Genomic DNA, 21,820 nt, shown 5'->3' on the forward strand with positions numbered 1-21,820 from the left:
CGCTTGGCCCGCGGCGGCCCACTCCGGCGGATACGACAATCGCGCGCGAGGCGCGATGCCAACCCTTTCCACATCCGGCGCCACCTGCTAACCGCCCGCGCCATGTCCCAGACGCACCCCGACCGCCGCACCTTCGCCATCATCTCGCATCCCGACGCAGGTAAAACGACGCTGACCGAGAAATTGCTTGTCGCCGGCGGCGCAATTCATATCGCGGGCGAGGTCAAGGCGCGCGGACAGGCGCGGCGCGCTCGATCCGACTGGATGAAGATCGAGCAGCAGCGCGGAATTTCGGTGACCTCGTCGGTGATGACCTTCGAACATGCCGGGCTGGTCTTCAACCTGCTGGACACCCCGGGCCACGAGGATTTTAGCGAAGACACCTATCGCACCCTGACCGCGGTCGACAGCGCGGTGATGGTGATCGACGCCGCAAAGGGCATCGAACCGCAAACGCTGAAGCTGTTCGAGGTGTGCCGGTTGCGTTCGGTACCGATCATCACCTTTATCAACAAGGTTGATCGTGAGGGGTTGCCGCCGTTCGAACTGCTCGACGAGGTCGCCGATCGGCTCGCGCTTGATGTCTGCCCGATGAACTGGCCCGCGGGCATGGGCGGGCAGTTCGAGGGGATTTACGATCTGGTCGATCCGGCGATCATGAAACCGGGCGGCGATGCGTCGCGGATGTATGAAGGCCACCGCGCCAAGGTGGCAGGACTCGGCGATCCGGCGCTGGCGGCGGAGATCAGCGCCGATGCGCTCGCGCACCTCAAGGAAGAAACCGAGCTGGCGTCGGCCTGCTACGCCGAGTTCGATGCCGCGGCCTATCGCAATGGCGACCTGACGCCGGTCTATTTCGGATCGGCGCTGAAGGAATTCGGGATCACCGACCTGCTTGCCGCGCTGGCGCAGCACGCGCCGGGGCCGCAGCCGCAACCCGCCGAGCCCGCGCCGGTGCAGCCGACCGACGATGCGGTCACCGGCTTTGTGTTCAAGGTCCAGGCCAATATGAACCCCGCGCACCGCGACCGCATCGCGTTCATGCGCCTCTGCTCGGGCAAATTCGAGCGCGGGATGCGGCTGATGCAGGGCGGGACGGGCAAGGCGATCGCGATCAGCCGCCCGATGCTGTTCCTGGCGCAGGACCGCGAAATGGCCGAGGAAGCCTTTCCTGGCGACATCATCGGCATTCCGAACCATGGCACATTGCGCGTTGGCGACACCTTGTCCGAGCGCACTGACGTCACGATCACCGGCCTGCCGAACTTCGCCCCCGAATTGCTGCGCCGCGTTGCGCTCGTCGATCCGACCCAGACGAAAAAGCTCCGCAAGGCGCTCGACGACATGGCCGAGGAGGGGATCATCCAGGTCTTCTACCCCGAAATCGGCGCGAACATGATCGTCGGGGTCGTCGGGCAATTGCAGCTCGAAGTGCTGATCAGCCGCCTCGACGCCGAATATAAGGTCGAGGCGAAGCTGGAGCAGTCGCCGTGGGAAACCGCGCGCTGGATCGCCAGCGACGATCCCGCGAAGCTGAAAGCGTTCCAGTCGGAACATCGCGGCGCCAGCGCCACCGACCGCGACGGCGCGCCGGTGTTCATGGCCAAGGACGGCTGGGAAGTCGGCTATATCACTCAGCGCAATCCCGACATTCGCTTTACTGCCACGAAGGAAAGGCGGCTGGGAGCTTTGGCCGAATAGCCTGCCCATGCCGGGTTGATCGCGTGCGCCAAATCCGCCACCATGACGCCGCTTCGGGCTGACGGGAGGAAGACGATGCGGATAGTCATGCTGACGCTGGCGGCGATCGCCAGTTGTGTGCCTGCGATGGCGCAGCCTACCATAAAATTGCCAATCGCGAAGGGGTTATGGACCAACGATAACCAGAAATGCGCGAATGTGCGTTATGGTTATGTCTTTGACGGGACGCGATGGGGCTCCCTCTATTTCTACGGGCCGACCGGAAACCTTGGCCCGGCAGCCGAATTGCGCCCGATCACGCAGACGCGGGTGGTGGAGGGCGGTTTCACCCAGATGCAGTTCGACGGCTATGACGGCGCAGGCTATTTTCGGGTCAAGGTGACGGGCCCCGACCGCGCGCTCTATCGTGTGGGCGCACCATTTCGCGAGGAAATCCAGGTGTCGGATGAAGCGCTCATCCGTTGTGCCTTGCCGACGCTATCGCCCAGGATGCAGGCCGCGATCAGGCGCCATGCGCCCGCGGTGGTTAAATAAGGCTGAGGAGGTCGGCGGACATCGGCGACACATCGGACGTGTCTGCTTCCTCGCCTTCGAATTTGCTCAGGGTCAGTCCCAGCAGGCGGATTCCCTGCTCGGTCGGCAGGAGCGGCGCCAGTATCGCTTCACCTGCCGCCAGCAAAGATGTGCCGTCCAGAATCGGCGTCGCAACCGATTTCGCCCGCGTGATCGTGCGAAAATCGGCGTAGCGCAGTTTCAGTGTCACCGTCCGCCCGCGCGCGCCTTTTTTCGCCGCCCGGTCCCACACGACGGCGCACACATGCGCCAGCGCCTCGCGGATTTCGGTGTCGGTGATCAGGTCGTTGAAAAAGGTGCGCTCGCCGCCCAGCGATTTCAGCGGTCGGTGTGATTTGACGCGGCGATGGTCGATGCCGCGCGCCAGGTTGAACAGCCATTCGGCGCTGTTACCGAAATGCGTCGCCAGCCATAACGGGTCCTTGCCTGCGAGATCGGCGCCCGAAAACACCCCGAGCCCCTCCATCTTCGCCGACGTCACCGGGCCGATGCCGTGGAAACGGCGGATCGACAATGCCTGGACAAAATCGGCGCCCTTGCCGGGCGGAATGACGGTGAGCCCGTCGGGCTTGTTCTGGTCCGACGCCAGCTTCGCGATGAACTTGTTGTACGACACGCCGGCGGAGGCGGTCAGGCCGGTTTCCTCGCGGATGCGGCGGCGGATCAGTTTGGCGGTTGCGGTCGCACTGCCGAGGCCGGACTTGTCGGCGCTGACGTCGAGATAGGCTTCGTCGAGCGACAGCGGCTCAACCTCATCGGCATAATCATGAAAAATTGCGCGGATCTGGTGCGAGACCTCGCGATAGGCGTCGAAGCGGGGCGGTACAAAAATCAGCTCGGGGCATTGGCGCTTGGCGGTGATGCTGGGCATGGCCGAACGCACCCCGAACTTGCGCGCTTCATAGCTGGCCGCGGCGACCACCCCGCGCCGCGACGATCCACCGACGGCGACGGGCTTGCCGCGCAGCGCCGGATCGTCGCGCTGTTCGACCGACGCATAAAAAGCGTCCATGTCGACATGGATGATCTTGCGAACCGGGCCATCCATGGGCGCGTCAGGGGCGAGGTCGGCGGCATCTTCCACCCGGATGGCTTAGCATGTTGCCACGATGTTCTCAATAGACGGGCGACGCCGGACTTGACGCCGACGGAGCGAAATGGCAATCGCCGCCGACCTTGGCGATGCGGGTATAGCATAGTGGTAATGCTCTAGCCTTCCAAGCTAGCTAGGCGGGTTCGATTCCCGCTACCCGCTCCAGGTCTCCGGGCAATGTGCGCGCATTGGTTGCCGTCGCGACGACCGCTGGAGCCAACGCTGCCTTTGGCGGCAGTGATGAGCCGGGGCAATTTTGTTTGAGCAGAGTGGCCGATTTTGAAGGGCTGAACCGCGCCGGGACTGCCGGAGGCCATTTCGTGTAGGTTACGCGGCCATGGCGACGTCGTCCAGCATGGCGCAATCTCGTTCTTCGGCTTCGGCGGGCGGGATATTGCCGATGGGCTCCAGAAGCCGCCGGTTGTTGAACCAGTCGATCAATTCGAGCGTGGTATATTCGACGGCGTCAAGGGATCGCCATCGTGATCCCCGATCGATTACCTGAGTGTTGTAAAGGCGATTGATTGGCTTGGCCAAGGCGTTGTCTTAGCTGTCACCGACGCTGCCGACCGATGGCTCAATCCCCGCCTCGACCGGCGATGCGGAAAGTTAATGCAAATCATTCGCATTGAGTTTCGAGCTGGCTGATGATACCCGCCGTGCGAATCACCAGGCAGGAAACGTCGTGAACCGTTCTAAATTTTCTCTCGTCAGCTGGAGCGCCTTGCTGGCCATCGCCAGCCAGCCCGCCGCCGCCCAAGATGCGGCACTCCCGACTGGCAGCCAGGATGATCGGGCAAGCGACAGGGCCATCGTCGTCACCGGCCAGAAAATCGAGGACTATGCCGGCGACCAGATTTCGCGGGGCGCCACCCTTGGCACCTTTGGCGATCGCGACCTGTTTGAGACGCCGGTCAGCACAAAATCGTTCAGCGAGGCTTACATCGCCGATCAGATTGCGCTGACGTCCAATGACATCGTCAGCCGCGATGCTTCGTTCAGCAGCACCAATGCAACGACGATCAACGGTGCCGGCGCCGGTCGGCTGCGCGGCTTTCGCATGGAGCCGTTCGAGTCGAGCTTCGATGGCTTCTACACTGTTGCGACACGCCGCTACCCGCTGGAATTGCTGGAGCGTGTCGATATCCTGAAAGGGCCGACGGCGGTATTTACCGGCATTGTCGGTGGTGTCGGCGGCACAATCAACTACGTCTCGAAGAAGCCGATCGACGCACCGCTGACCCGCGTGACGGGGCTCTTTGCTAGCCAGGGCACGTTCGGCGGATTGGCGGACATCAGCCGGAGGTTTGGCGCGGCAGATCAACTGGGAATAAGAGTCAACCTGTCGCTGCGTGACGGCGAAAGCGCCATCGACGATATCGAGGAAAAGAGCCAGGTTTCCCACATCGCGCTCAACTATCGCCGCGGACCGGTCAACCTCGACCTGCAATATGGCAATATGTACTCGCTCACCCGCGGCGGCACCGGCGGCTATTTCTATAATCCAGGCGTCGCGATCGGCCGTCCGCCTGCGGGAGACCGGATCAGCGGCCCCGAATGGGACCGGCGGATGCAGCATGACCAGTTCGTTCGCGCCGCGCTCGACGTCCAGATCGCCGAAGGCTTCAATGCCTTCGCCGTCGCGGGACTCGTCCGCAGCCAGGAACGCTATGTCGGACTGACCGCATCGGTGATCGACACCGACGGCACATCGGATAGCTTCGTCTTCGCGCAGGAGGGCGAAGTCGATTGGGGCGACGGCTATAATGTCGATGTCGGCTTGCGGGGGCGGTTCGATACCGGTGCGATCGGCCACGCGGTGACCCTGTCGTACAGCTATATTCGATCAAAGCCGAAATTTTCCGATCTCGCCATCGATCCCGCGTATGTCCAGCCCATCTTCAATATTTATGATCCGGCAAGCTATGAAGGCACCACGCCCGGCACCGTCGGCACCGGCACGTTCTTCCCCTTCAGCGACACCACCACCCAGGGGCTTGTGGTCGCCGACGAGCTGGCCTTGTTCGATGGCAGGCTGCTCGTGACCGGTGGCGTCCGATATACCCGGATTTCGATCGACAGTTTCAACTATGGCGCGCCGACCCCTGGCGGTCCGTTAAGGACCTACCGGTCGGATGACTGGTCACCCGCCTTTGCCGCATTGTTCAAGATCACCGACCAGATTGCGGTCTATGGCAATTATCTCAAGGCCGTCGAGGCTGGCTCGATCGCCCCGCAGCAGGCCGTCAATCGCGGCGCCATACTGCCGCCAAGCGTATCGCGTCAGTATGAGGGCGGATTGAAGGCCGACTTCGGCAGCGTCGGTCTGACCGCTGCCCTGTTCGACATCGAACGACCGTCATCCTATGTCGATCCGGTCACCCTGATCTTTGACACCTTTGGCCGCCAGCGCCATCGCGGGTTCGAACTCGATGTGTTCGGCGAGCCGGTCGAGGGGCTCAAATTGCTGGCAAGCTATGCCTATCTCGATGCCAAGCTGCTCGACAACGCCGACCCGACGCTCGACGGCAATCGCCCCATATCGGTGCCGAAGAATGTGCTCGTGCTGGGGGTCGACGGCGCAATACCCGGCCTACCGGGCGCGGCGCTGTTGGCGAATATGCGCTATAGCAGCGGCCAGTTTTACGACGCCACCAACAGCCGTGCCATTTCGGGTTACACGGTGTTCGATCTGGGTGCGCGCTATCGTTTCGATATCAACCAGTCGCCGGTGACCGCACGGCTGAGTGTCACCAACTTGTTCGACAAGGATTATTTCCAGTCGACCGATTTTACCGCCCAGCCCGGCGCGCCGCGCACGGTGCGCCTGACACTCGCGGTCGATCTGTAGTCGCCCATGAAGGCGCGGCGGTTCCTTGTCATCTGGCACCGTTGGTTCGGGCTGCTGGCCGCTGTGTGGCTGTTGATCCTTGCGATCACGGGCTCGGTCATCGTGTGGTCCGACGAAATAGATGGCTGGCTGAACCCCGACCTGCGCCATGTCGCCGCAACGGGTGACCGCCTGCCCGTGCAGGTGCTTGTCGACCGGCTTGAGGCGGCCAACCCCGGTTATCACGTCGATTACCTGATGCGGCCGCGCGAGGCGACCGATTCGGTGCTGGCGTTTGTCGCGCCAAACGGCCCGGCGCCCGCGGACTATGTGTTTCGCCAGACGTACCTCGACCCCTATTCGGGCCAGATCCTGGGGCAGCGCATCTTTGGCGAGGCCGGACTGGACCGGCGCCGCGTCATGCAATTTCTCTACCAGCTGCACATGGACCTCAGCCTCGGACCATGGGGTTACTGGTTCTTCGGCCTGGTGGCGCTGCTTTGGATGATCGATCATTTTGTCAGCATCATGCTGTCTTTCCCGAAAGCGAAAAACTGGCAACGCAGTTTTACCGCCCGCTGGCGCGCGGGCGGCTTTCGCCTGACTTTCGATCTGCACCGCGCGGGCGGTCTGTGGCTGCTCCCCGTGACATTCACGCTGGCGCTGACCGGCTGGGCGCTGACGTGGAACGGCGAGTTCCGCACCGTCGTCGGCCAGTTCTCGCCGATCTCCGCCTTTCCGATCGAAGATGTCCCCCCCAAGCCCCAGCCGATTTTCCGGCCTGCGCTCGACGTCGACCGCGCGATCGCGATTGCCGAAAGTCGGCCCGGCGCCGGAGCGGTCAATGCCATATCCTGGCATCCCGACAAGCATATATGGTGGCTGCGCAGCTTCGATCCGCGCGATCTCGACGATCTCGGGCGACGCTGGACGGTCGTCGATTACACCACCGGTCAGGTGCTGGCCGAGCGCCATCAGGCCGAGGGATCGAGCGGCGACCTATTCAACGCCTGGATGTTTCCATTACACAGCGGCGAGGCATTTGGATTGGCCGGGCGGATCATTATCTCGCTGTCGGGCGTAGTCTTGTCGATCATCATCGTCACCGGGCTGATGATCTGGGCACGCAAGCGCAAGGCAAACCGGCGAAAAAATCTGTGGTCGGATGGCTCCGGGCCCACGGCGGACCCTACACAGGGCAGACATTCTCCGTCGATAGCAACGCGCGTTCCCTTGGTGCCGTCCGACACTTGAGTGGCTAGCCGTGGCATGGCCGAGCGAGCCGCGCGTGGCGATGCTCAAGATCAACATATCGTTATTGGGCTGGTCGATCAGGGGCTTGCACTCAAGCATCTTTAGGAGCCCGTTCACATCCAGAACGAGTTTGGTGCCGTGGTGGATCACGCACGCGCCCTCGCGTTCCTATTTTCGCTTGCCGTGGTCATACATGCCCCGAGTGGTCGGCTGGTATGCAGCCATGACGGAGGGCTGAACAACGTGTTGGCCCTACGGGTAGCGCATCGTACCAGCGCTAATCAGCACGCCCGTCTTGATCCCGTCTTTCTAAGACGGTGCCCCTGAGCGGAGGCGTTAAGCAATTGGAAAATATGGTGGACGCACTAGGGCTCGAACCTAGGACCCGCTGATTAAGAGTCAGCTGCTCTACCAACTGAGCTATGCGTCCACTGCCGGTTTTCGGCGCGCTTGGCGGCGGCGAGTTGTCCTCTTTGCTGCGAAGCGAGCGGCCCGCTATCATGCCGATACGGGGATGGCAATGCCTGCGCCGAAGATTTTTCTCAATGAAAGCGGCGCGTCCCGGTTTTGCTGTCGTTTTCGATCGCCAATATGATGCCGACGCAGGTCATGATCGTGAGCATCGACGAGCCGCCGTACGAAAAGAGGGGCAGCGGAATGCCGACCACGGGCGCGAGCCCCATCACCATCATCAGATTGACCGCGATGTAGAAAAAGATCGTCATTGTCAGGCCCGCGGCGGTCAGCTGACCAAAGCGGGTGCGTGCTTTCAGTGCGACGCGTGTTCCCCAACGGAGCAGCAGGAAGAACCCGAAAATCAGCGCCAGCCCGCCGATCAGCCCCCATTCTTCGGCCATTGTCGCAAAGATGAAGTCGGTGTGACCTTCGGGCAGATAGTCGAGATGGCTTTGCGACCCATTGAGGAAGCCCTTGCCGCCGATGCCGCCTGACCCGATCGCGATCTTTGACTGGCTGATGTGATAACCCGCGCCAAGCGGGTCGCTTTCGGGATCGAGGAAGATCAGCACGCGCTTTTGCTGATAGTCGTGCAGGAAGGAGAAGAGGATCGGAAGCGCCGCGGCCCCGGCGATCGCGGTGCCGCCGAACCACCAGAAGGGCAGGCCGGCGACGAACATCACCACGACGCCGCCGATACAGATCGACAGCGCGGTGCCGAGATCAGGTTGCAGCATGACAAGCGCGGTTGGAATGCCGATCATGATCAGCGCGGGCCAGAGTGCCGTCCAGCTGCGCGTGTTTCCGGGGGGCAATTGCGCATAGAAGCGCGCCAGCGCGACGACGATCGCGACCTTCATCAACTCGGAGGGCTGGAGGTTCATGAAGCCCAGATTCAACCAGCGCTGGCTGCCCCCGCCGACAAAGCCGAGCAGCTCGACCGCGATCAGCAGGACGAGCACGCCGATATAGGCGATGTATGAGAAATCCTCGAAAATCCGGAGCGGAAAGCGCCCGATCACCATCGCCACGGTCAGGAAGACGAGGAAGCGAATGGTCTGCTGCATCGCCCACGGCGTGAAACTGCCGCCCGCCGCCGAATAAAGCACGAGGATGCCAAAGCCGGTGATGGCGGTCAGCAGCGCGATCAGCTTCCACGGAATGCGCTGGATGGCGGGTGGGACGACGATCATTGCGGCAGCTCCGGGTTGGGATCGCTTGCCGCGCCCGCTTTCCAGGCGGCATAGTCGCGGTCCATCCGCTCCTTGATCGTGCCGCCCCAGCCAGCCTCGAGCGTCTCGAGTGCTTCCATCGCCTTTGCGCGGTCATAGAGAAAAGTGAAGATGTCCTTGGCGATCGGCGCCGCGGCGCGCGAGCCGCCCATGCCATGTTCGATCACCACCGATGCGGCATAGCGCGGATTTTCGACCGGCGCGAAGCAGACGAACAGGCCATGGTCGCGATATTTCCACGCGCCACTCTGGCCGCGCGATCCGGAGGCGAGGCCGCGCACCTGTGCCGTCCCGGTCTTGCCGCCCATGGTGATGCCATCGAGCGGCAAGCGGCTGCGCACCGCTGTCCCGGCGCCGTTGACGACGCGGTCCATCCCGGCGCGCGCGACGGCCAGCGCCTCGGCCGAAAAGGGCAAAGGTTCGTTCGTGAACGTCCGGTTGATCAGGCGCGGGTAGAGCCGGCGCCCCGACGCCATTCGCGCGGTCATCACCGCCAGTTGCAGCGGATTGACGCTGACATAACCTTGTCCGATCACCGCGTTCAGCGAATCCGACGCTGACCATTTCTGGTCGTATCGGCGCATCTTCCACGCGCTGTCGGGAATTGTGCCGTACCGCTGGTTGCTGCCGGCGAGCTGAAATTCCTCGCCCAGCCCGAGCAATTTGGCGGTCGGTGCCATCGCGTCATAGCCAAGGCGATGCGCCAGCCAGTAGAAATAGCTGTTGCAGCTTTTCTCGATCGCGGTCGGCATGTCGACGCTGCCGTGGGTGCCAAGACAGCGAAAGAAGCGGTTGCCGAGCCGGTAGCCGCCGATGCAGGTGTGGCGCTCGCCAGGGTCGACGCCGTGCTGGACCGCCGCGATCGCCGCCATCGGTTTCAGCGTCGAACCGGGAGGATAAAGGCCGCGCGTCGCCTTGTTGATCAGCGGTTGGTGATCGTCGGCGCGCAGCCAGCTATATTCATTGTTGCTGATCCCGTCCGAAAAGCTGTTGGGATCGAAACTTGGCATCGAGACGAACGACAAGATGTCGCCGTTCAGGCAGTCGATCACGATGATCGCTCCCGATTCGCGGCCCATGCGACGCGCGGCATATTCTTGCAGGTCGGCATCGATCGTCAGATGAACGGTCTTGCCTTGCACGTCGGGCTGGGTGTCGAGGTCGCGCACCACCTTGCCGCGCGCGGTGACCTCGACGCGCCGCGCGCCGGGTTTGCCCTTCAGCATCGGCTGGAAATACTTCTCCAACCCATCTTTGCCGATCCGGTATCCGGGCGTGATGTAGAGCGGATCCTTGGCCTTTTGATATTCTTCGGCGTTGGGCGCCCCGACATAGCCGATCAGGTGGCCCACCGCGGCGCCGGTCGGATAGTTGCGGGCAAAGCCGCGCTGCGGAGCGATGCCGGGCATTTCGGGCAGGCGGACGAGAATCGAGGCATATTGGGCCTCGCTCATGTCCTCGGCGACCGCGACCGGCTGGTAGCCCGAGGCGGCCTTCAGGTCCCGGTTGATCCGTTGCATGGTATCGCCATCGAGTTGCAACAGGGTGCGCAATTGCCCGAGCACGACGTCGCGATTGTGCAATCGGTCGGGGATGATGTCGATGCGCAGTGACACGCGGTTGTTGGCCAGCGCCTTGCCGTTGCGATCGACGATCCAGCCGCGGCGGGGTGGTACCAGCGTCAGATTGACGCGATTGCTTTCGGATTCGAGAACATAGCGGTCATTATCGACCACCGAAATATAGGCCATGCGCGCCGCCAGCGCGATGCCCACTGCGGCCTGGGCGCCGCCGACGACGAGCGCGCGGCGGGTGAAGGTGATACCGCGCCAGGCTTCGGTAATGGGGGGGCTTTTGCCGCGTGCCATGGGGGATTATCGGCGTTTCAGCCGGAAATTGTCAAACTTGCCGGTCAGACGCATGAACAACGGGACCAGCAGGATGGACAGGACGATTTGCGGCACCACCAGACCAAGAACGCGGTCGGTCGCAGCGCCGGGGTGCGCGATCAGCGCCGCGAGCGATTGAATGATGGCAATCAGCAAGGCAGCGATCACCCAATCGTGCAGGAAACCGCGCCAATAGATGCGCTGCGACGAATAATGGATTGCGATGCTGGCGAGTGTCCACAGCCCGACCGCGGTGCCGATCGGCTGGCCGCTGAACAGATCGTCCCACAGCCCGAGCGGCAGCCCGATCCACACAGGCCACATTTCGGTGCGCAGCAATTGCCAGCACAAAAAGAACAGCAGGCCGAGCGGCGGTAACACCGGCGAATTGGCGACCAGCGGCAGCATCAGGGGGAGCGCCGAAGCGACCATCACCGTTGCCACCGGCACGATCCGCATCCGCCACAGTGAGGCCGGTTCGCCGAGGCGCGGCGCGGCGCGATTGTTCATGGGGCGGCGCCTGCCGGTGCCGGACGCGGCGGCGCTGGGGCGGGCTGCGCCTCGATGTTGTCGGGCGTGTACGGCCGCAGCACCGACACCGCATCGACCTTGCCGGGGTCGGCGAGGGGGCGGGCGAGGGCGCCGTCATCCTGTCGCCGCACGACAATCGCGACCGGGATGTTCGGCGGATAGAGGCCGCCAGTGCCCGAGGTGACCAATATGTCGCCGGGCTTGAAGGGGTTGTTGGCGATGTTGAGAGTGCGGATGTCGAGATCGCCATTGCCGCGGCCATAAGCGAGCGCGGGCAGGCCGTCGCGGGCGCGGCGGACGGGGACGATGTTGTCGACGTCGGTCAGCAGCAGCACCTGCGAGACCGACGGTCCTGAGCCAAGGACGCGCCCGACCAGGCCGTCGGCACCGCGCACCGGTTGGCCCGGGGCGACCCCCAGATTGCGCCCGATGCTGAGCAGCGCGATGCGCTTGCTGCTGGTCGAGGTCGAGGTGAGTAGATAGCCGTTGGCGAGCGCGGTCTTGTCGGTTTCCTGCAGCTTGAGCAGCGCTTTCAGCTGGCGGTTTTCTTCCTGCAAGGTGCTGGTCGCGACCAGTTCGCGGCGCGTGTCGGCCAGTTCGCTGCGCAGCCGCCGGTTCTGCGACCCGGCGCGGACATAGGCACCGACCGTATCGTCGATCCCCGAAATCGATCCGATGACCGACCGCGACACGCGCGCGACAGGCGCAGTGATTTCCTGGCTCGCCACGCGAAGCTGGGCAAAGCCGACGGGGTCAACGACCGACAGGATCGCCAGCAACAGCCCGGCGACGGCGCCTGTCACCGCGATGACATAGGCCGCGAACAGGCTGTATTGGGCCTTTCGGGATTGCCCCGGACGTCGATGTACCGGGCGGACCATAGCTCAGATACGCTCGCTCAGGCTTGCTGGAGTACGCCGCGGAACGCGGGATCTTCCATCGCGCGGCCGGTGCCGATCGCGACGCAGGTCAGCGGATCGTCGGCAACCGTCACCGGCAGCCCGGTCGCTTCCTTGAGCAATTCGTCCAGCTCTGCGATCAGCGCGCCGCCGCCGGTCAGGACGATGCCTTGGTCGACAATGTCGGCGGCAAGTTCGGGGGCGGTGTTTTCCAGCGCAATGCGGACGCCCTCGACGATCGTACCGATCGGTTCGGACAAAGCTTCGGCGATCTGCGCCTGGTTGATCGAGATTTCCTTGGGCACGCCGTTGACGAGGTCGCGGCCCTTGATGTGGATCGTCAGCCCGACGCCATCCGCAGGAATGCGCGCGATGCCGAAATCCTTCTTGATCCGCTCGGCGGTTGCTTCGCCGATCAGCAGATTATGATGTCGGCGCACATAGGAGACGATCGCTTCGTCCATCTTGTCGCCGCCGGCGCGCACCGAGGTGGTGTAGGCGAGGCCGCGGAGCGACAGCACCGCGACTTCGGTTGTGCCGCCACCGATGTCGACGACCATCGACCCGATCGGTTCGGTGACCGGCATGTCGGCGCCGATCGCGGCGGCCATCGGTTCCTCGATCAGCCACACTTCGCTGGCGCCCGCATTCGACGCGGCGTCACGGATCGCGCGGCGTTCGACGCTGGTCGAGCCCGAGGGGACGCAGATCACGATTTCGGGGCTACGGAACGCGTTGGGTTTGCCGCCATGCACTTTGGTAATGAAGTGCTTGATCATCTGTTCGGCGACATCGATGTCGGCGATGACGCCATCGCGCAGCGGACGGATTGCTTCGATGCTGTCGGGGGTCTTGCCCATCATCAGCTTCGCGTCGTCGCCGACCGCCTTGACCCGCTTGATCCCGTTGATCGTCTCCACAGCGACGACCGAAGGCTCATTCAGCACGATGCCCTTGCCGCGCACATAGACCACCGTGTTGGCGGTGCCGAGGTCGATGGCCATGTCCTGGGAGTTGAATTTGAACCAGCGAGAAAAGAATGACATCGATACTGCTTCCCTGTCCTCGGCGCTGGCCCTGGGGAAGGACCACGCCGCCGCGTCGTTACACCTGCGCGCCCGGCCGGCGACAGGACCAATCAGGGAGAGATTCCGGCTCGGCCGACGGGGGCGGGCTGGACAATATGATAAGGCTGTGCGGGTGGGTCGCGATTTGCGCTCGACTGCGCTAGGACAGCCCCCATGTCAATACGTCGCCTGCCCGAAACGCTCGTAAATCGGATCGCAGCCGGTGAAGTGGTCGAAAGACCCGCCGCAGCGCTCAAAGAACTGGTCGAAAACGCCATCGACGCCGGGGCGACGCGCATTTCGGTGCGAATCGCCGAGGGCGGAATTTCGCGGCTGGAGGTCGAGGATGACGGCTGCGGCATGACGCCCGCCGATATGGCACTCGCGCTCGAACGCCATGCGACGTCGAAGCTGCCCGATGACGCGATCGAGGACGTCACCACGCTGGGCTTTCGCGGCGAAGCGCTGCCGTCGATCGCCAGCGTTGCGCGGCTGACATTGGAGAGCCGGGTGGCGGGCGGTGACGGGTGGCGGCGCGTCGTCGACAATGGCGTGGTGGTCGCCGAAGGACCGGCCGCGCTGGCGAACGGCACCCGCGTTGTCGTCGAGGATCTGTTTGCGCGCGTTCCCGCTCGCCGCAAATTCCTGCGCAGCGCGCGCAGCGAATATGCCGCGTGTCTCGACGTGGTGAAGCGGCTCGTGATGGCGCGGCCCGACGTCGGTTTCATCGTCGAGCATGACGGGCGGCGCGTGCTCGACGTGCAGGGCGGGCAGGACCAACTCAGTCGCGTCGCGGCGCTGACCCAGCGCGACCTCGCCGCGAACAGCATCGGGATCGATCTCAATCGCGGCGACGTCCATATCGGCGGGGTGGTCAGCCTGCCGACCTACAATCGCGGCATCGCCGACCATCAATATCTGTTCGTCAACGGCCGCCCGGTGAAGGACCGGCTGCTCGTCGGGGCGTTGCGCGGTGCCTATGCTGACCTGCTCGCGCGCGACCGTCACCCCGTCGTTGCGCTGTTCCTCGACGTCCCGGGCGGCGAGGTCGACGTCAACGTCCATCCCGCCAAGACCGAGGTGCGCTTTCGCGACCCGCAACTGATCCGCGGGATGATCGTCGGGGGGCTGCGCCGCGCGCTCGACGAACATGGTTTTCGCAGTGTCCAGCGCCCCGCCGAAGCCGCGCTGGCGGCGTGGCAGCAGGAACCGGTTGCGCCGCCCGCGCCCACCCTGTTCGCCGCGCATCTGCCCTATCCGCACGCCCCGGCGACGCATCTGTTCGGCGCCGACAGCGATTCCGCCACCCAAGCACTGCTCCGCGATCGCGTGATCGATTTTGCGCCGCCGCGCGACGCGCTGCCGATGGGCCGCGCCGAAGCGGCGACCGCGCCGGTGCCGCAGGGTGACGCCCACCCGCTCGGCATCGCGCGCGGCCAGATCGCGCGCACCTACATCGTCGCCGAGGCCGAGGACGGCCTCGTCATCGTCGATCAGCACGCCGCGCACGAACGGCTGGTGCTCGAACAATTGCGCCGCGGCATGAGCGGGCAGGCGGTGCCGTCGCAAGGCCTGCTCCTCCCCGAAGTCGTCGAGCTCGACGAACCCGCGTGCGACCGCCTCGAAGCCGCCGCGGTGCAGCTTGCGGCGCTCGGGGTCGAGCTCGAACGCTTTGGTCCGGTCGCGGTGATGGTTCGCGCGACCCCGGCGATGCTCGGCGCGATCGACTGCCGCAAACTCGTCACCGACATCGCCGATGATCTGGCGGGTTATGACGCTGCGCTGGGGCTCAATGAAAAGCTCGAACTGGTCGCCGCCACCATGGCCTGCCACGGCTCGGTCCGCGCCGGCCGCACCCTCAGCGTCGCCGAAATGAACGCGCTGCTCCGCACGATGGAGGTCACCCCGCACAGCGGTCAGTGCAACCATGGCCGCCCGACGTGGGTGAAGCTGTCGATGGATGACGTTGAGAGGCTTTTTGGCCGAAAATGAATAGGTTAGGGCGTTGACATTTTGGTCGCTTATCGTCGAGAGCTAAGGTGGTCATGGTTGATGACTGCACAGGACCAATTGTTTCCGTCCCAAGTTGGCGTAATGGAAAAAAATTGTCTCGCTTCGGCTCGTCACGGGGCCAGAGGCGCGAACGGCTAGAGCGGGGTGGGTAATGAACAAGATGTTTTTGGCGATGCTTTCTATTGCAATTGCAAATCCAGCTGCCGCGCAGTCCCCTACGATGACCGAGCAGCGCAAGGGGATTGCCAAGCTGGATTGGAACGCAAAGCCGCGCGCCTTCAGCAATGGTGATTACGAGCAGCTGTTGTCCTGCACACTTTCACGGCACCCGAAAGAAACACGCGGATACGCCGAGTATCATCTGCATCGGCGCGATGCCCAAACCCCAGAACAGAATGAGCGTGACCCCAATAGCCAACTGTTGATGCCCGCATTGGAGGGCTGCTTGCAAATAGAGAATGGCGAACCATTCCCGTTCTCCCTCGATCAGTTAATCGCCGATTGGGGAATAGCTCACAGCATGGTTGTTGTGGATGCCGCTTCGCTTGCAAAATGCGCCGCGATTAACAACGTTGAGGCAGCGAGTGGATATGTGGCGGTCGCTAAAAATCCGATCATGAGAGCGAAGTCGCTCAGTATGATGCAAGCTGCGCTTACAATGCCGCCTTGCCGTCCGGTTAAGCCTTTTTTTTTTCGGCGCAGCAGAACGAATTGCTCTCTTTGCTCATCAAAGAATTGGCAGTTGTCGAAAAAGTGCCCTGACCGAGCGGTGAGGGGGCTCCGCTTCCAACCCCATATCGGACATTCTCACTTCAGCTTGGGCGGAAAACTGGGCACCTCTAAGAGGTTGACTAGGGTCAAGCTGGCGATGGACGACGTCGAGCGACTGTTCGGCCGGAAATAGCCGCCCAGGGAACTGCGCTCGCGCCGGGACGTTGCCTGACGACATCCCGACAGGAGCGACCCCGATGAACCGACTGCGCCGCCTCGAAACCTTTGCCCGTGTAGGCTGGTGCGCGCGGGGCGTGGTGTATTGCCTGCTCGCCTTTTTTGCGTTGACCAGCGGCAACGCCGAAGATGCCAGCCCGCAAGGGGTCTTCCGTTCGGTTCGCGATATGCCCGGTGGTGCCTATCTGCTCGGCCTGCTCGCCTTTGGATTGGCGCTGTACGGCGCCTATCGCCTGTATGGTGCCGCGCTCGACAGCGAGGGCAAGGGCGACGAAGCCAAAGGCATCGCGATCCGCATTGGCTACGCCGCCAGCGGTGTTGCGCATTTCGTTCTGGCCTGGGCGGCCGTCAGGCTCGCATCGGGCCAGGCCGCGGCCGGTAATGGCGAGCAGGAACAGGCGGCAGCCGGAATGCTGCTCGACATGCCGCTGGGCGGCACGCTGCTCGGTGCCATCGGATTGTGCTTTCTCGCCGCGGCTGCGCATCAGGCGATGAAGGCGTGGACCACCGAATTCATGCAGGGCGTTGCCGCCGATGCGCCCGCGTGGGTCGTCCCCGTCGGCCGTGCCGGGCTCGCCGCGCGCGCGGTGGTGTTTGCCGTTATCGGCGTGTCGCTGATCCGTGCGGGCTGGTTTGGATCGGCGGGCGAGGTCAAAGGGCTTGGCGATGCGCTGTCGGCGCTCACCGAACATAGCGAACTTTATCTGCTCGTCGCCGCGGGCCTGTTCCTGTTCGGCGTCCATAGCTTTGTCGAAGCGAAGTGGCGCCGTATCCGCGATGAGGATGTCGTCGGGCGGCTCAAGGCCGCCGCCAGCTAAACCATCTTGATCCCGGCAACGCCATTCTCGACCACCGCCGTCGCGCGCTTCGACAGCGTGTTCACCGGCGTCGTCACTTTGTCGACGACCATGAAATGCGTCTGCCACGCCTCGCGGCCGACCTCGCACATCAGGTAGCCGCGCTGGTCGTTGGCGAATTTCAGCTCGGGATTGCGCTTCAGAAACTCGTCGGTGCCATTGCGCCGGTCGCTGCCGTCGCCGCCGCTCGAGATCGAGGTCGCGACAAATTCGGCGCCGACGACCTTGTCCTTCAACACCAGGTCGCCGCAGAAATTCTGATGCTCGTCGCCGGTCAGCACGACGCAATTGTCGAGCCCGGCCAGCCGCGACAACATCCGCTCGCGCGGTGCTTCATAGCCTCCCCAGCTGTCGAGATTGACAATCTTCTGGGGCTCATCGGGCTTGCGGCGCCGGTCGAGCGACATCATCGTTACCTGCTGCGCCAGCGCGTTCCACGTCGCGCCGCCCTTCGCCATATTCCGGTTCAGCCAGTCTTCCTGCGCGCGGCCGAGAACCTGCGCTTCCTTTGCGAACACCTCGGCACACGCTGGTTTAAACCCATCGCCGCAGGGTTGGTCGTCGCGATATTGCCGCGTGTCGAGCAGCTGCATCGCCATCAGGTCGCCATAGCGAAACTCGCGGTTCAGCGCGACCATGCCGCCGCGCGGCAACAGCGCCCTGCGTACCGGCATATGTTCGTACCACGCCTGCATCGCCGCCTGTTTTTTCAGCATGAACACCTCTGGCGACGGCGCGTCGGGGTCGTTGCCGGGCAGGTCGAGCGACCAGTTGTCGATGTCGGACACCCAGTCGTTGATGATCTCATGATCATCGAAACTTGACAGATGGGCGTGGACCGAACGCACCGCTTGCTGGTCGATGTCCATCAAGGTCTGCGCGTAAGCAGCCCGGAAATCGGTGACGTCCACCAACGCGCGCTGCTCGTATCGGCGCACCGGGCGGATCGGCAGGCCGTCGTCGAACAGATAATTCTGCTGATATTCGTAAATGAAGTCGCCGTAGTGATAGACAAACGCCAGCTCTTCGCGCGCCATGTGCCGATAGGCGCCGTAAAATCCGGACTCGAAATGCTGGCACCCGGCGACCCCGAATTTCAGCGAGTCGACCTTGGCGCCGGGGGCGGGCAGGGTGCGGGCGCGCCCGCGCAGGCTGCGCTCGCCCGCCGCGGTAAAGCGGTAATAATAGGGACGATCGGGCAGCAGCCCCGCCACCTCGATATGCACACTGTGCGCGAGTTCGGGGCGCGCCAGTTCGGTGCCTTTGGCCACCACGTCGCGAAACCCGGTGTCGCTCGCGACCTCCCACTCGACCGGCACATTGGTCAGCGGCATCCCGCCGTGACGCTCCATCGGCTCGGGCGCCAGCCGGGTCCAGATGACGAACCCGTCGCTCGCTGGATCACCCGCCGCGACGCCCAGCTTGAACGGAAAGTCGCGCAAGAGGCCCTGCGCACGGACGATCGCCGGCGCGGCAAGGCCGGCAAGGGTCGCCCCGGCAAGGAAGTGGCGGCGGTTATACATGGCTGGGCTCCGTTGGCGCGAATCGCTAACCTTCGATAGCCCAGCCATAAGTTACATCAATGACCGATGCTCAATCGGGCAAAGACCGTCGCGCCGATCGGGTTCCTGCCATAGGCGGCATCGAGCGCGCGTGGCTTGTCGAACGCGGCGATGCTGCCGCCAAGCGCGAGGTTCAGCGGACCGGTGATGGGCAGGCGATAGGCATAGCCCGCCTGAAACTTGCTCACCCGGAACGGGACATCATGCAGCGGATCGTCATGGTCGGGGAACAGCTCGTCATTCTTCACATTTTCGACGCGCCCGAACAATGTGTGATGATCGTCGATGTTCCAGTTCACCTCGGCCAGCCAAGCGGTCAGCGTGGCGCCGGGGTCGCGGTTCTTGGCACTGAACGCGGCGGTCGCCGACAGACCGCCGCCGTTGTTCCAATGAACGCTGGCCGTGGTGCGATGCTCGTTCTCGCCAGGGTGGATCGCCTCGGGCTCCTTCAGAAAACCGTGGCTGACCTGCATCGCCAGCGCCCGCGACGGGGTCCAGGTGCCGCGGAGCGACCAGCTGTCGAAGCGCGGCGTTTCGATACCCCACCGTTCCTCATTGGGCTCGCGGCCGGTAAAGACCGACCCTTCGATCTGGATCGCAGGCGTCGCATAGCCCAGCGTTGCGACGCCATAGGTGATGTGCGTCGAATCGAACCAGTGATGGGTGATCGGCGCCTCGGGATTATAGCGCGCGCTGCTGCGGTGCATGAAGGCGCTGGGGCCGATCGCGGGCTCCCCGACCGGACCGCCATAGACGAACAGCCGCGCATCATCGCCGACATTGACGTCGATCCGTGCCGCCAGCTCCATGAACAGGTCATGCGGATGCTGGCGATCGACCAAGGGCTCGCCGCCCGCCGTCTCGCCTGTCGCGAACAGATTGGGATAGCCGAAATTCGACATCAGCGGCTCCAGGCTCATCATTGATTTCAGCTGGATGCGGCCCCCGTCGGTCTGCTTTTCGCCCGACAGCATCAGCATTGATTGGACATAGGCCTTGTCGTCGCCGCGCGACCCCGACTGGTCGGTATAGACGCCCCAGGCAAAGCCGTGGGTCATCACCATCCAGTCGTCGCCCGCGTCGATGTGCAGGCCGGAGTGGCCGCCCTCGTTGGCGGGCAGGCGGGCGGTGCCCGATCCTTCGGCGGGGGCGACCGGGTTGCTGTGATCCATCGCGCTATGGTCCATCGCGCGATGGTCGATCGGGTCGGCGGCTTTGGGTTCGGCGGCGGGCATCTGATGCCCCGCGTGCGGATCATGCCCGCTATGGTCTTGCGCGGTAGCGGACAGCGGGAGGAGGGCGAGCGCAGCAGCGCCCGCCAGCAAAGGCGTTTTCAACATAATATCGTCCTGACAGGATCGGAAAATCGGGGTTCGGTTTGGCGGGTGTCAGGGTCGGGGTGGTGGGATGCTGGGCGGCGCATTGGCGCCAACGAGCCGCGCCATCGGCTGGATTGTCGGCACGAGCGGAGGAAGGGGCGTCGTTGAAGCGGCGACGGAAGTCGGCGTGCTGGCGACGCAGCCGATGCAGACATGCCCGGCGGTCTTTCCGTCGTCGGCGTCGGGTTGATGATGCGGGGTGTCGACCGGCATCGCGCCATGGCAGCCAGCCTCAGCGGTTTCGGCTTGCACCGGCGCTGTCATCGACGACAGCGACAAGCCAATCAGAAACAGGGTCAGGAACAGGTGTCGCAGCATCCCGGTTGCTTTAGCACGGACCTTAGCTATGCAAAAAGTGCATCACATCCCCGTCGTGCACCACATAAGCCTTGCCCTCGGCGCGCAGTTTGCCCGCTTCGCGCGCCCGCGCTTCACCGCCCAGCGCAATATAATCGTCATAGGCGATGGTTTCGGCGCGGATGAAGCCCTTCTGGAAGTCGCTGTGGATTTCGCCCGCGGCTTCGGGCGCCGTGGCGCCGGTGTGGACGGTCCATGCGCGCGCTTCCTGCGGCCCGACGGTGAAGAAGGTGATCAGGTGGAGCAGCTCGTATCCGGCGCGGATGACGCGCGCGAGGCCGGTTTCGGTCAGGCCCATTTCGGCGAGGAATTCAAGCCGGTCGGCCATGTCCATCGTCACCAGCTCGCTTTCGATCGCGGCCGATACGACGACTGCCTGGGCACCCTCAGCGGCCGCCTTGGCGAACACCTTTTCCGAAAACGCATTGCCGTTCGCCGCGCTGCCTTCGTCGACGTTGCAGACATAGAGCACGGGTTTCGAGGTCAGCAGCTGCGCCGTGCGCAGCACCCGGGCTTCCTCCTCATCCTTGGGTTCGGTCAACCGCGCGGGCTTGCCTTCGCGCAGCAGCTCAAGCGTCTGGCCGAGCACCGATGCGGCGATCTTGGCTTCCTTGTCGCCCTGCGCGGCTTTTTTCACAAAGGCGGGGACGCGCTTTTCGAGGCTTTCGAGGTCGGACAGCAGCAATTCGGTTTCGACTGTTTCGGCATCGGCGACCGGGTCGACCTTGTTTTCGACATGCTGGATGTCGTCATCTTCGAAACAGCGCAGGACGTGGACGATGGCATCGACTTCGCGGATGTTGCCGAGGAACTGGTTGCCCAGCCCTTCGCCCTTCGACGCGCCGCGGACCAGCCCGGCGATGTCGACGAAGGCGAGCTGCGTCGCAATGATCTTTTTGCTGTTCGCGATGGCGGCCAGCTTTTCGAGCCGCGCGTCAGGGACCGCGACATTGCCGATGTTCGGCTCGATCGTGCAGAACGGGTAATTGGCCGCCTGCGCCGCGGCCGTTTCGGTCAGCGCGTTGAACAGGGTGGACTTGCCGACGTTGGGCAGGCCGACGATGCCGCATTTGAAACCCATAAAAACTCCGTCAATCCGGCGTGAGGCCGGGGTTGCAGCGCCCCTAGCGCCAAGTCGCCCGCGACGCCAGCTTTTGACGCGCCCGATTATCGTTGCGA

The 21,820-nt window shown here is 63.7% G+C and carries 17 protein-coding genes, 2 tRNA genes and 1 pseudogene; 8 read left to right on the plus strand and 12 right to left on the minus strand.

The window, feature by feature from the left end; genetic code table 11:
• Window positions 1-102: 102 nt before the first annotated feature.
• Both VGN68_RS18050 and VGN68_RS18055 read left to right on the plus strand, forming a co-directional pair.
• Window positions 103-1,701 carry a peptide chain release factor 3 gene (locus tag VGN68_RS18050; RefSeq protein WP_327478714.1) on the plus strand — a complete coding sequence of 533 codons (1,599 nt, stop codon included), beginning with the start codon at window positions 103-105 and terminating at the stop codon, window positions 1,699-1,701.
• A gap of 75 nt (window positions 1,702-1,776) precedes the next feature.
• Entirely contained in the window at window positions 1,777-2,235 is a 459-nt protein-coding gene (locus tag VGN68_RS18055; RefSeq protein ID WP_327478716.1) for a hypothetical protein, read from the plus strand.
• On the opposite strand, the gene dinB is transcribed toward VGN68_RS18055, so the two are convergent.
• Window positions 2,228-3,322: a DNA polymerase IV gene (dinB, locus tag VGN68_RS18060; protein WP_327478760.1), complete on the minus strand. Its 1,095-nt coding sequence runs from the start codon at window positions 3,320-3,322 to the stop codon at window positions 2,228-2,230. The two genes, VGN68_RS18055 and dinB, sit on opposite strands and share 8 nt — an antisense overlap.
• Window positions 3,323-3,458: 136 nt before the next feature.
• On the opposite strand from dinB, the gene VGN68_RS18065 reads away from it, so the two are divergent.
• Window positions 3,459-3,532: transfer RNA gene (locus VGN68_RS18065), tRNA-Gly, on the plus strand.
• A gap of 162 nt (window positions 3,533-3,694) precedes the next feature.
• On the opposite strand, the pseudogene VGN68_RS18070 reads toward VGN68_RS18065, so the two are convergent.
• A pseudogene (locus VGN68_RS18070) lies at window positions 3,695-3,958 on the minus strand (integrase core domain-containing protein); the annotation flags it as partial.
• Between the two features lie 94 nt (window positions 3,959-4,052).
• On the opposite strand from VGN68_RS18070, the gene VGN68_RS18075 reads away from it, so the two are divergent.
• Both VGN68_RS18075 and VGN68_RS18080 read left to right on the plus strand, forming a co-directional pair.
• Entirely contained in the window at window positions 4,053-6,218 is a 2,166-nt protein-coding gene (locus VGN68_RS18075; protein WP_327478718.1) for a TonB-dependent siderophore receptor, read from the plus strand.
• Between the two features lie 6 nt (window positions 6,219-6,224).
• Entirely contained in the window at window positions 6,225-7,451 is a 1,227-nt protein-coding gene (locus tag VGN68_RS18080; protein WP_327478720.1) for a PepSY-associated TM helix domain-containing protein, read from the plus strand.
• Window positions 7,452-7,805: 354 nt separating this feature from the next.
• Here VGN68_RS18080 and VGN68_RS18085 read toward each other — a convergent pair.
• The 6 genes from VGN68_RS18085 to VGN68_RS18110 form a co-directional block, all read right to left on the minus strand.
• Window positions 7,806-7,881: transfer RNA gene (locus tag VGN68_RS18085), tRNA-Lys, on the minus strand.
• A 112-nt stretch (window positions 7,882-7,993) separates the two neighbouring features.
• Complete coding sequence (gene rodA, locus VGN68_RS18090) at window positions 7,994-9,100, minus strand: rod shape-determining protein RodA (RefSeq protein WP_327478722.1); 1,107 nt, start codon at window positions 9,098-9,100, stop codon at window positions 7,994-7,996.
• Window positions 9,097-11,007, minus strand: a complete 1,911-nt coding sequence (gene mrdA, locus VGN68_RS18095) for a penicillin-binding protein 2 (protein ID WP_327478723.1) — start codon at window positions 11,005-11,007, stop codon at window positions 9,097-9,099. The genes rodA and mrdA overlap by 4 nt, the downstream gene beginning before the upstream one ends.
• A gap of 6 nt (window positions 11,008-11,013) precedes the next feature.
• Window positions 11,014-11,538 carry a rod shape-determining protein MreD gene (locus VGN68_RS18100; RefSeq protein WP_327478725.1) on the minus strand — a complete coding sequence of 175 codons (525 nt, stop codon included), beginning with the start codon at window positions 11,536-11,538 and terminating at the stop codon, window positions 11,014-11,016.
• Window positions 11,535-12,440 carry a rod shape-determining protein MreC gene (mreC, locus tag VGN68_RS18105; protein WP_327478727.1) on the minus strand — a complete coding sequence of 302 codons (906 nt, stop codon included), beginning with the start codon at window positions 12,438-12,440 and terminating at the stop codon, window positions 11,535-11,537. The genes VGN68_RS18100 and mreC overlap by 4 nt, the downstream gene beginning before the upstream one ends.
• 17 nt (window positions 12,441-12,457) lie before the next feature.
• Entirely contained in the window at window positions 12,458-13,504 is a 1,047-nt protein-coding gene (locus tag VGN68_RS18110) for a rod shape-determining protein (RefSeq protein ID WP_088441978.1), read from the minus strand.
• A 195-nt stretch (window positions 13,505-13,699) separates the two neighbouring features.
• Between VGN68_RS18110 and mutL the strand changes: the two genes are divergently transcribed.
• The 3 genes from mutL to VGN68_RS18125 all read left to right on the plus strand — a co-directional run bounded on the left by mutL (window position 13,700) and on the right by VGN68_RS18125 (window position 17,304).
• Window positions 13,700-15,517 (plus strand): DNA mismatch repair endonuclease MutL, encoded by a 1,818-nt coding sequence (mutL, locus tag VGN68_RS18115; RefSeq protein WP_327478730.1) that lies wholly within the window; start codon window positions 13,700-13,702, stop codon window positions 15,515-15,517.
• 172 nt (window positions 15,518-15,689) lie between these two features.
• The gene (locus tag VGN68_RS18120) at window positions 15,690-16,442 is read left to right on the plus strand and encodes a hypothetical protein (RefSeq protein WP_327478732.1); all 753 of its coding nucleotides are present in this window, start codon (window positions 15,690-15,692) and stop codon (window positions 16,440-16,442) included.
• A 64-nt stretch (window positions 16,443-16,506) separates the two neighbouring features.
• Entirely contained in the window at window positions 16,507-17,304 is a 798-nt protein-coding gene (locus VGN68_RS18125) for a DUF1206 domain-containing protein (RefSeq protein WP_327478734.1), read from the plus strand.
• On the opposite strand, the gene VGN68_RS18130 is transcribed toward VGN68_RS18125, so the two are convergent.
• The 4 genes from VGN68_RS18130 to ychF are packed head-to-tail and all read right to left on the minus strand — an operon-like array spanning window position 17,301 to window position 21,722.
• Complete coding sequence (locus VGN68_RS18130; protein WP_327478736.1) at window positions 17,301-18,866, minus strand: alkaline phosphatase D family protein; 1,566 nt, start codon at window positions 18,864-18,866, stop codon at window positions 17,301-17,303. The two genes, VGN68_RS18125 and VGN68_RS18130, sit on opposite strands and share 4 nt — an antisense overlap.
• Before the next feature lie 56 nt (window positions 18,867-18,922).
• Window positions 18,923-20,245 (minus strand): hypothetical protein, encoded by a 1,323-nt coding sequence (locus VGN68_RS18135; RefSeq protein WP_327478738.1) that lies wholly within the window; start codon window positions 20,243-20,245, stop codon window positions 18,923-18,925.
• A gap of 48 nt (window positions 20,246-20,293) precedes the next feature.
• Complete coding sequence (locus tag VGN68_RS18140) at window positions 20,294-20,602, minus strand: hypothetical protein (RefSeq protein WP_327478740.1); 309 nt, start codon at window positions 20,600-20,602, stop codon at window positions 20,294-20,296.
• Between the two features lie 22 nt (window positions 20,603-20,624).
• Window positions 20,625-21,722, minus strand: a complete 1,098-nt coding sequence (gene ychF, locus VGN68_RS18145) for a redox-regulated ATPase YchF (protein WP_327478742.1) — start codon at window positions 21,720-21,722, stop codon at window positions 20,625-20,627.
• Window positions 21,723-21,820 lie beyond the last annotated feature (98 nt).

Origin of the sequence: Sphingopyxis sp. (assembly GCF_035998965.1) — a bacterium.
In the GTDB taxonomy this organism is placed as follows: domain Bacteria; phylum Pseudomonadota; class Alphaproteobacteria; order Sphingomonadales; family Sphingomonadaceae; genus Sphingopyxis.

Coding starts and splice junctions, on each gene's coding strand:
- VGN68_RS18135 (WP_327478738.1), bottom strand. CDS start 20,245: ATGTTGAAAACGCCTTTGCTGGCGGGCGCTGCTGCGCTCGCCCTCCTC.
- VGN68_RS18100 (WP_327478725.1), bottom strand. CDS start 11,538: ATGAACAATCGCGCCGCGCCGCGCCTCGGCGAACCGGCCTCACTGTGG.
- VGN68_RS18110 (WP_088441978.1), bottom strand. CDS start 13,504: ATGTCATTCTTTTCTCGCTGGTTCAAATTCAACTCCCAGGACATGGCC.
- VGN68_RS18125 (WP_327478734.1), top strand. CDS start 16,507: ATGAACCGACTGCGCCGCCTCGAAACCTTTGCCCGTGTAGGCTGGTGC.
- ychF (WP_327478742.1), bottom strand. CDS start 21,722: ATGGGTTTCAAATGCGGCATCGTCGGCCTGCCCAACGTCGGCAAGTCC.
- VGN68_RS18120 (WP_327478732.1), top strand. CDS start 15,690: ATGAACAAGATGTTTTTGGCGATGCTTTCTATTGCAATTGCAAATCCA.
- dinB (WP_327478760.1), bottom strand. CDS start 3,322: ATGGATGGCCCGGTTCGCAAGATCATCCATGTCGACATGGACGCTTTT.
- rodA (WP_327478722.1), bottom strand. CDS start 9,100: ATGATCGTCGTCCCACCCGCCATCCAGCGCATTCCGTGGAAGCTGATC.
- mreC (WP_327478727.1), bottom strand. CDS start 12,440: ATGGTCCGCCCGGTACATCGACGTCCGGGGCAATCCCGAAAGGCCCAA.
- VGN68_RS18080 (WP_327478720.1), top strand. CDS start 6,225: ATGAAGGCGCGGCGGTTCCTTGTCATCTGGCACCGTTGGTTCGGGCTG.
- mutL (WP_327478730.1), top strand. CDS start 13,700: ATGTCAATACGTCGCCTGCCCGAAACGCTCGTAAATCGGATCGCAGCC.
- VGN68_RS18055 (WP_327478716.1), top strand. CDS start 1,777: ATGCGGATAGTCATGCTGACGCTGGCGGCGATCGCCAGTTGTGTGCCT.
- VGN68_RS18130 (WP_327478736.1), bottom strand. CDS start 18,866: ATGTATAACCGCCGCCACTTCCTTGCCGGGGCGACCCTTGCCGGCCTT.
- VGN68_RS18050 (WP_327478714.1), top strand. CDS start 103: ATGTCCCAGACGCACCCCGACCGCCGCACCTTCGCCATCATCTCGCAT.
- VGN68_RS18140 (WP_327478740.1), bottom strand. CDS start 20,602: ATGCTGCGACACCTGTTCCTGACCCTGTTTCTGATTGGCTTGTCGCTG.
- mrdA (WP_327478723.1), bottom strand. CDS start 11,007: ATGGCACGCGGCAAAAGCCCCCCCATTACCGAAGCCTGGCGCGGTATC.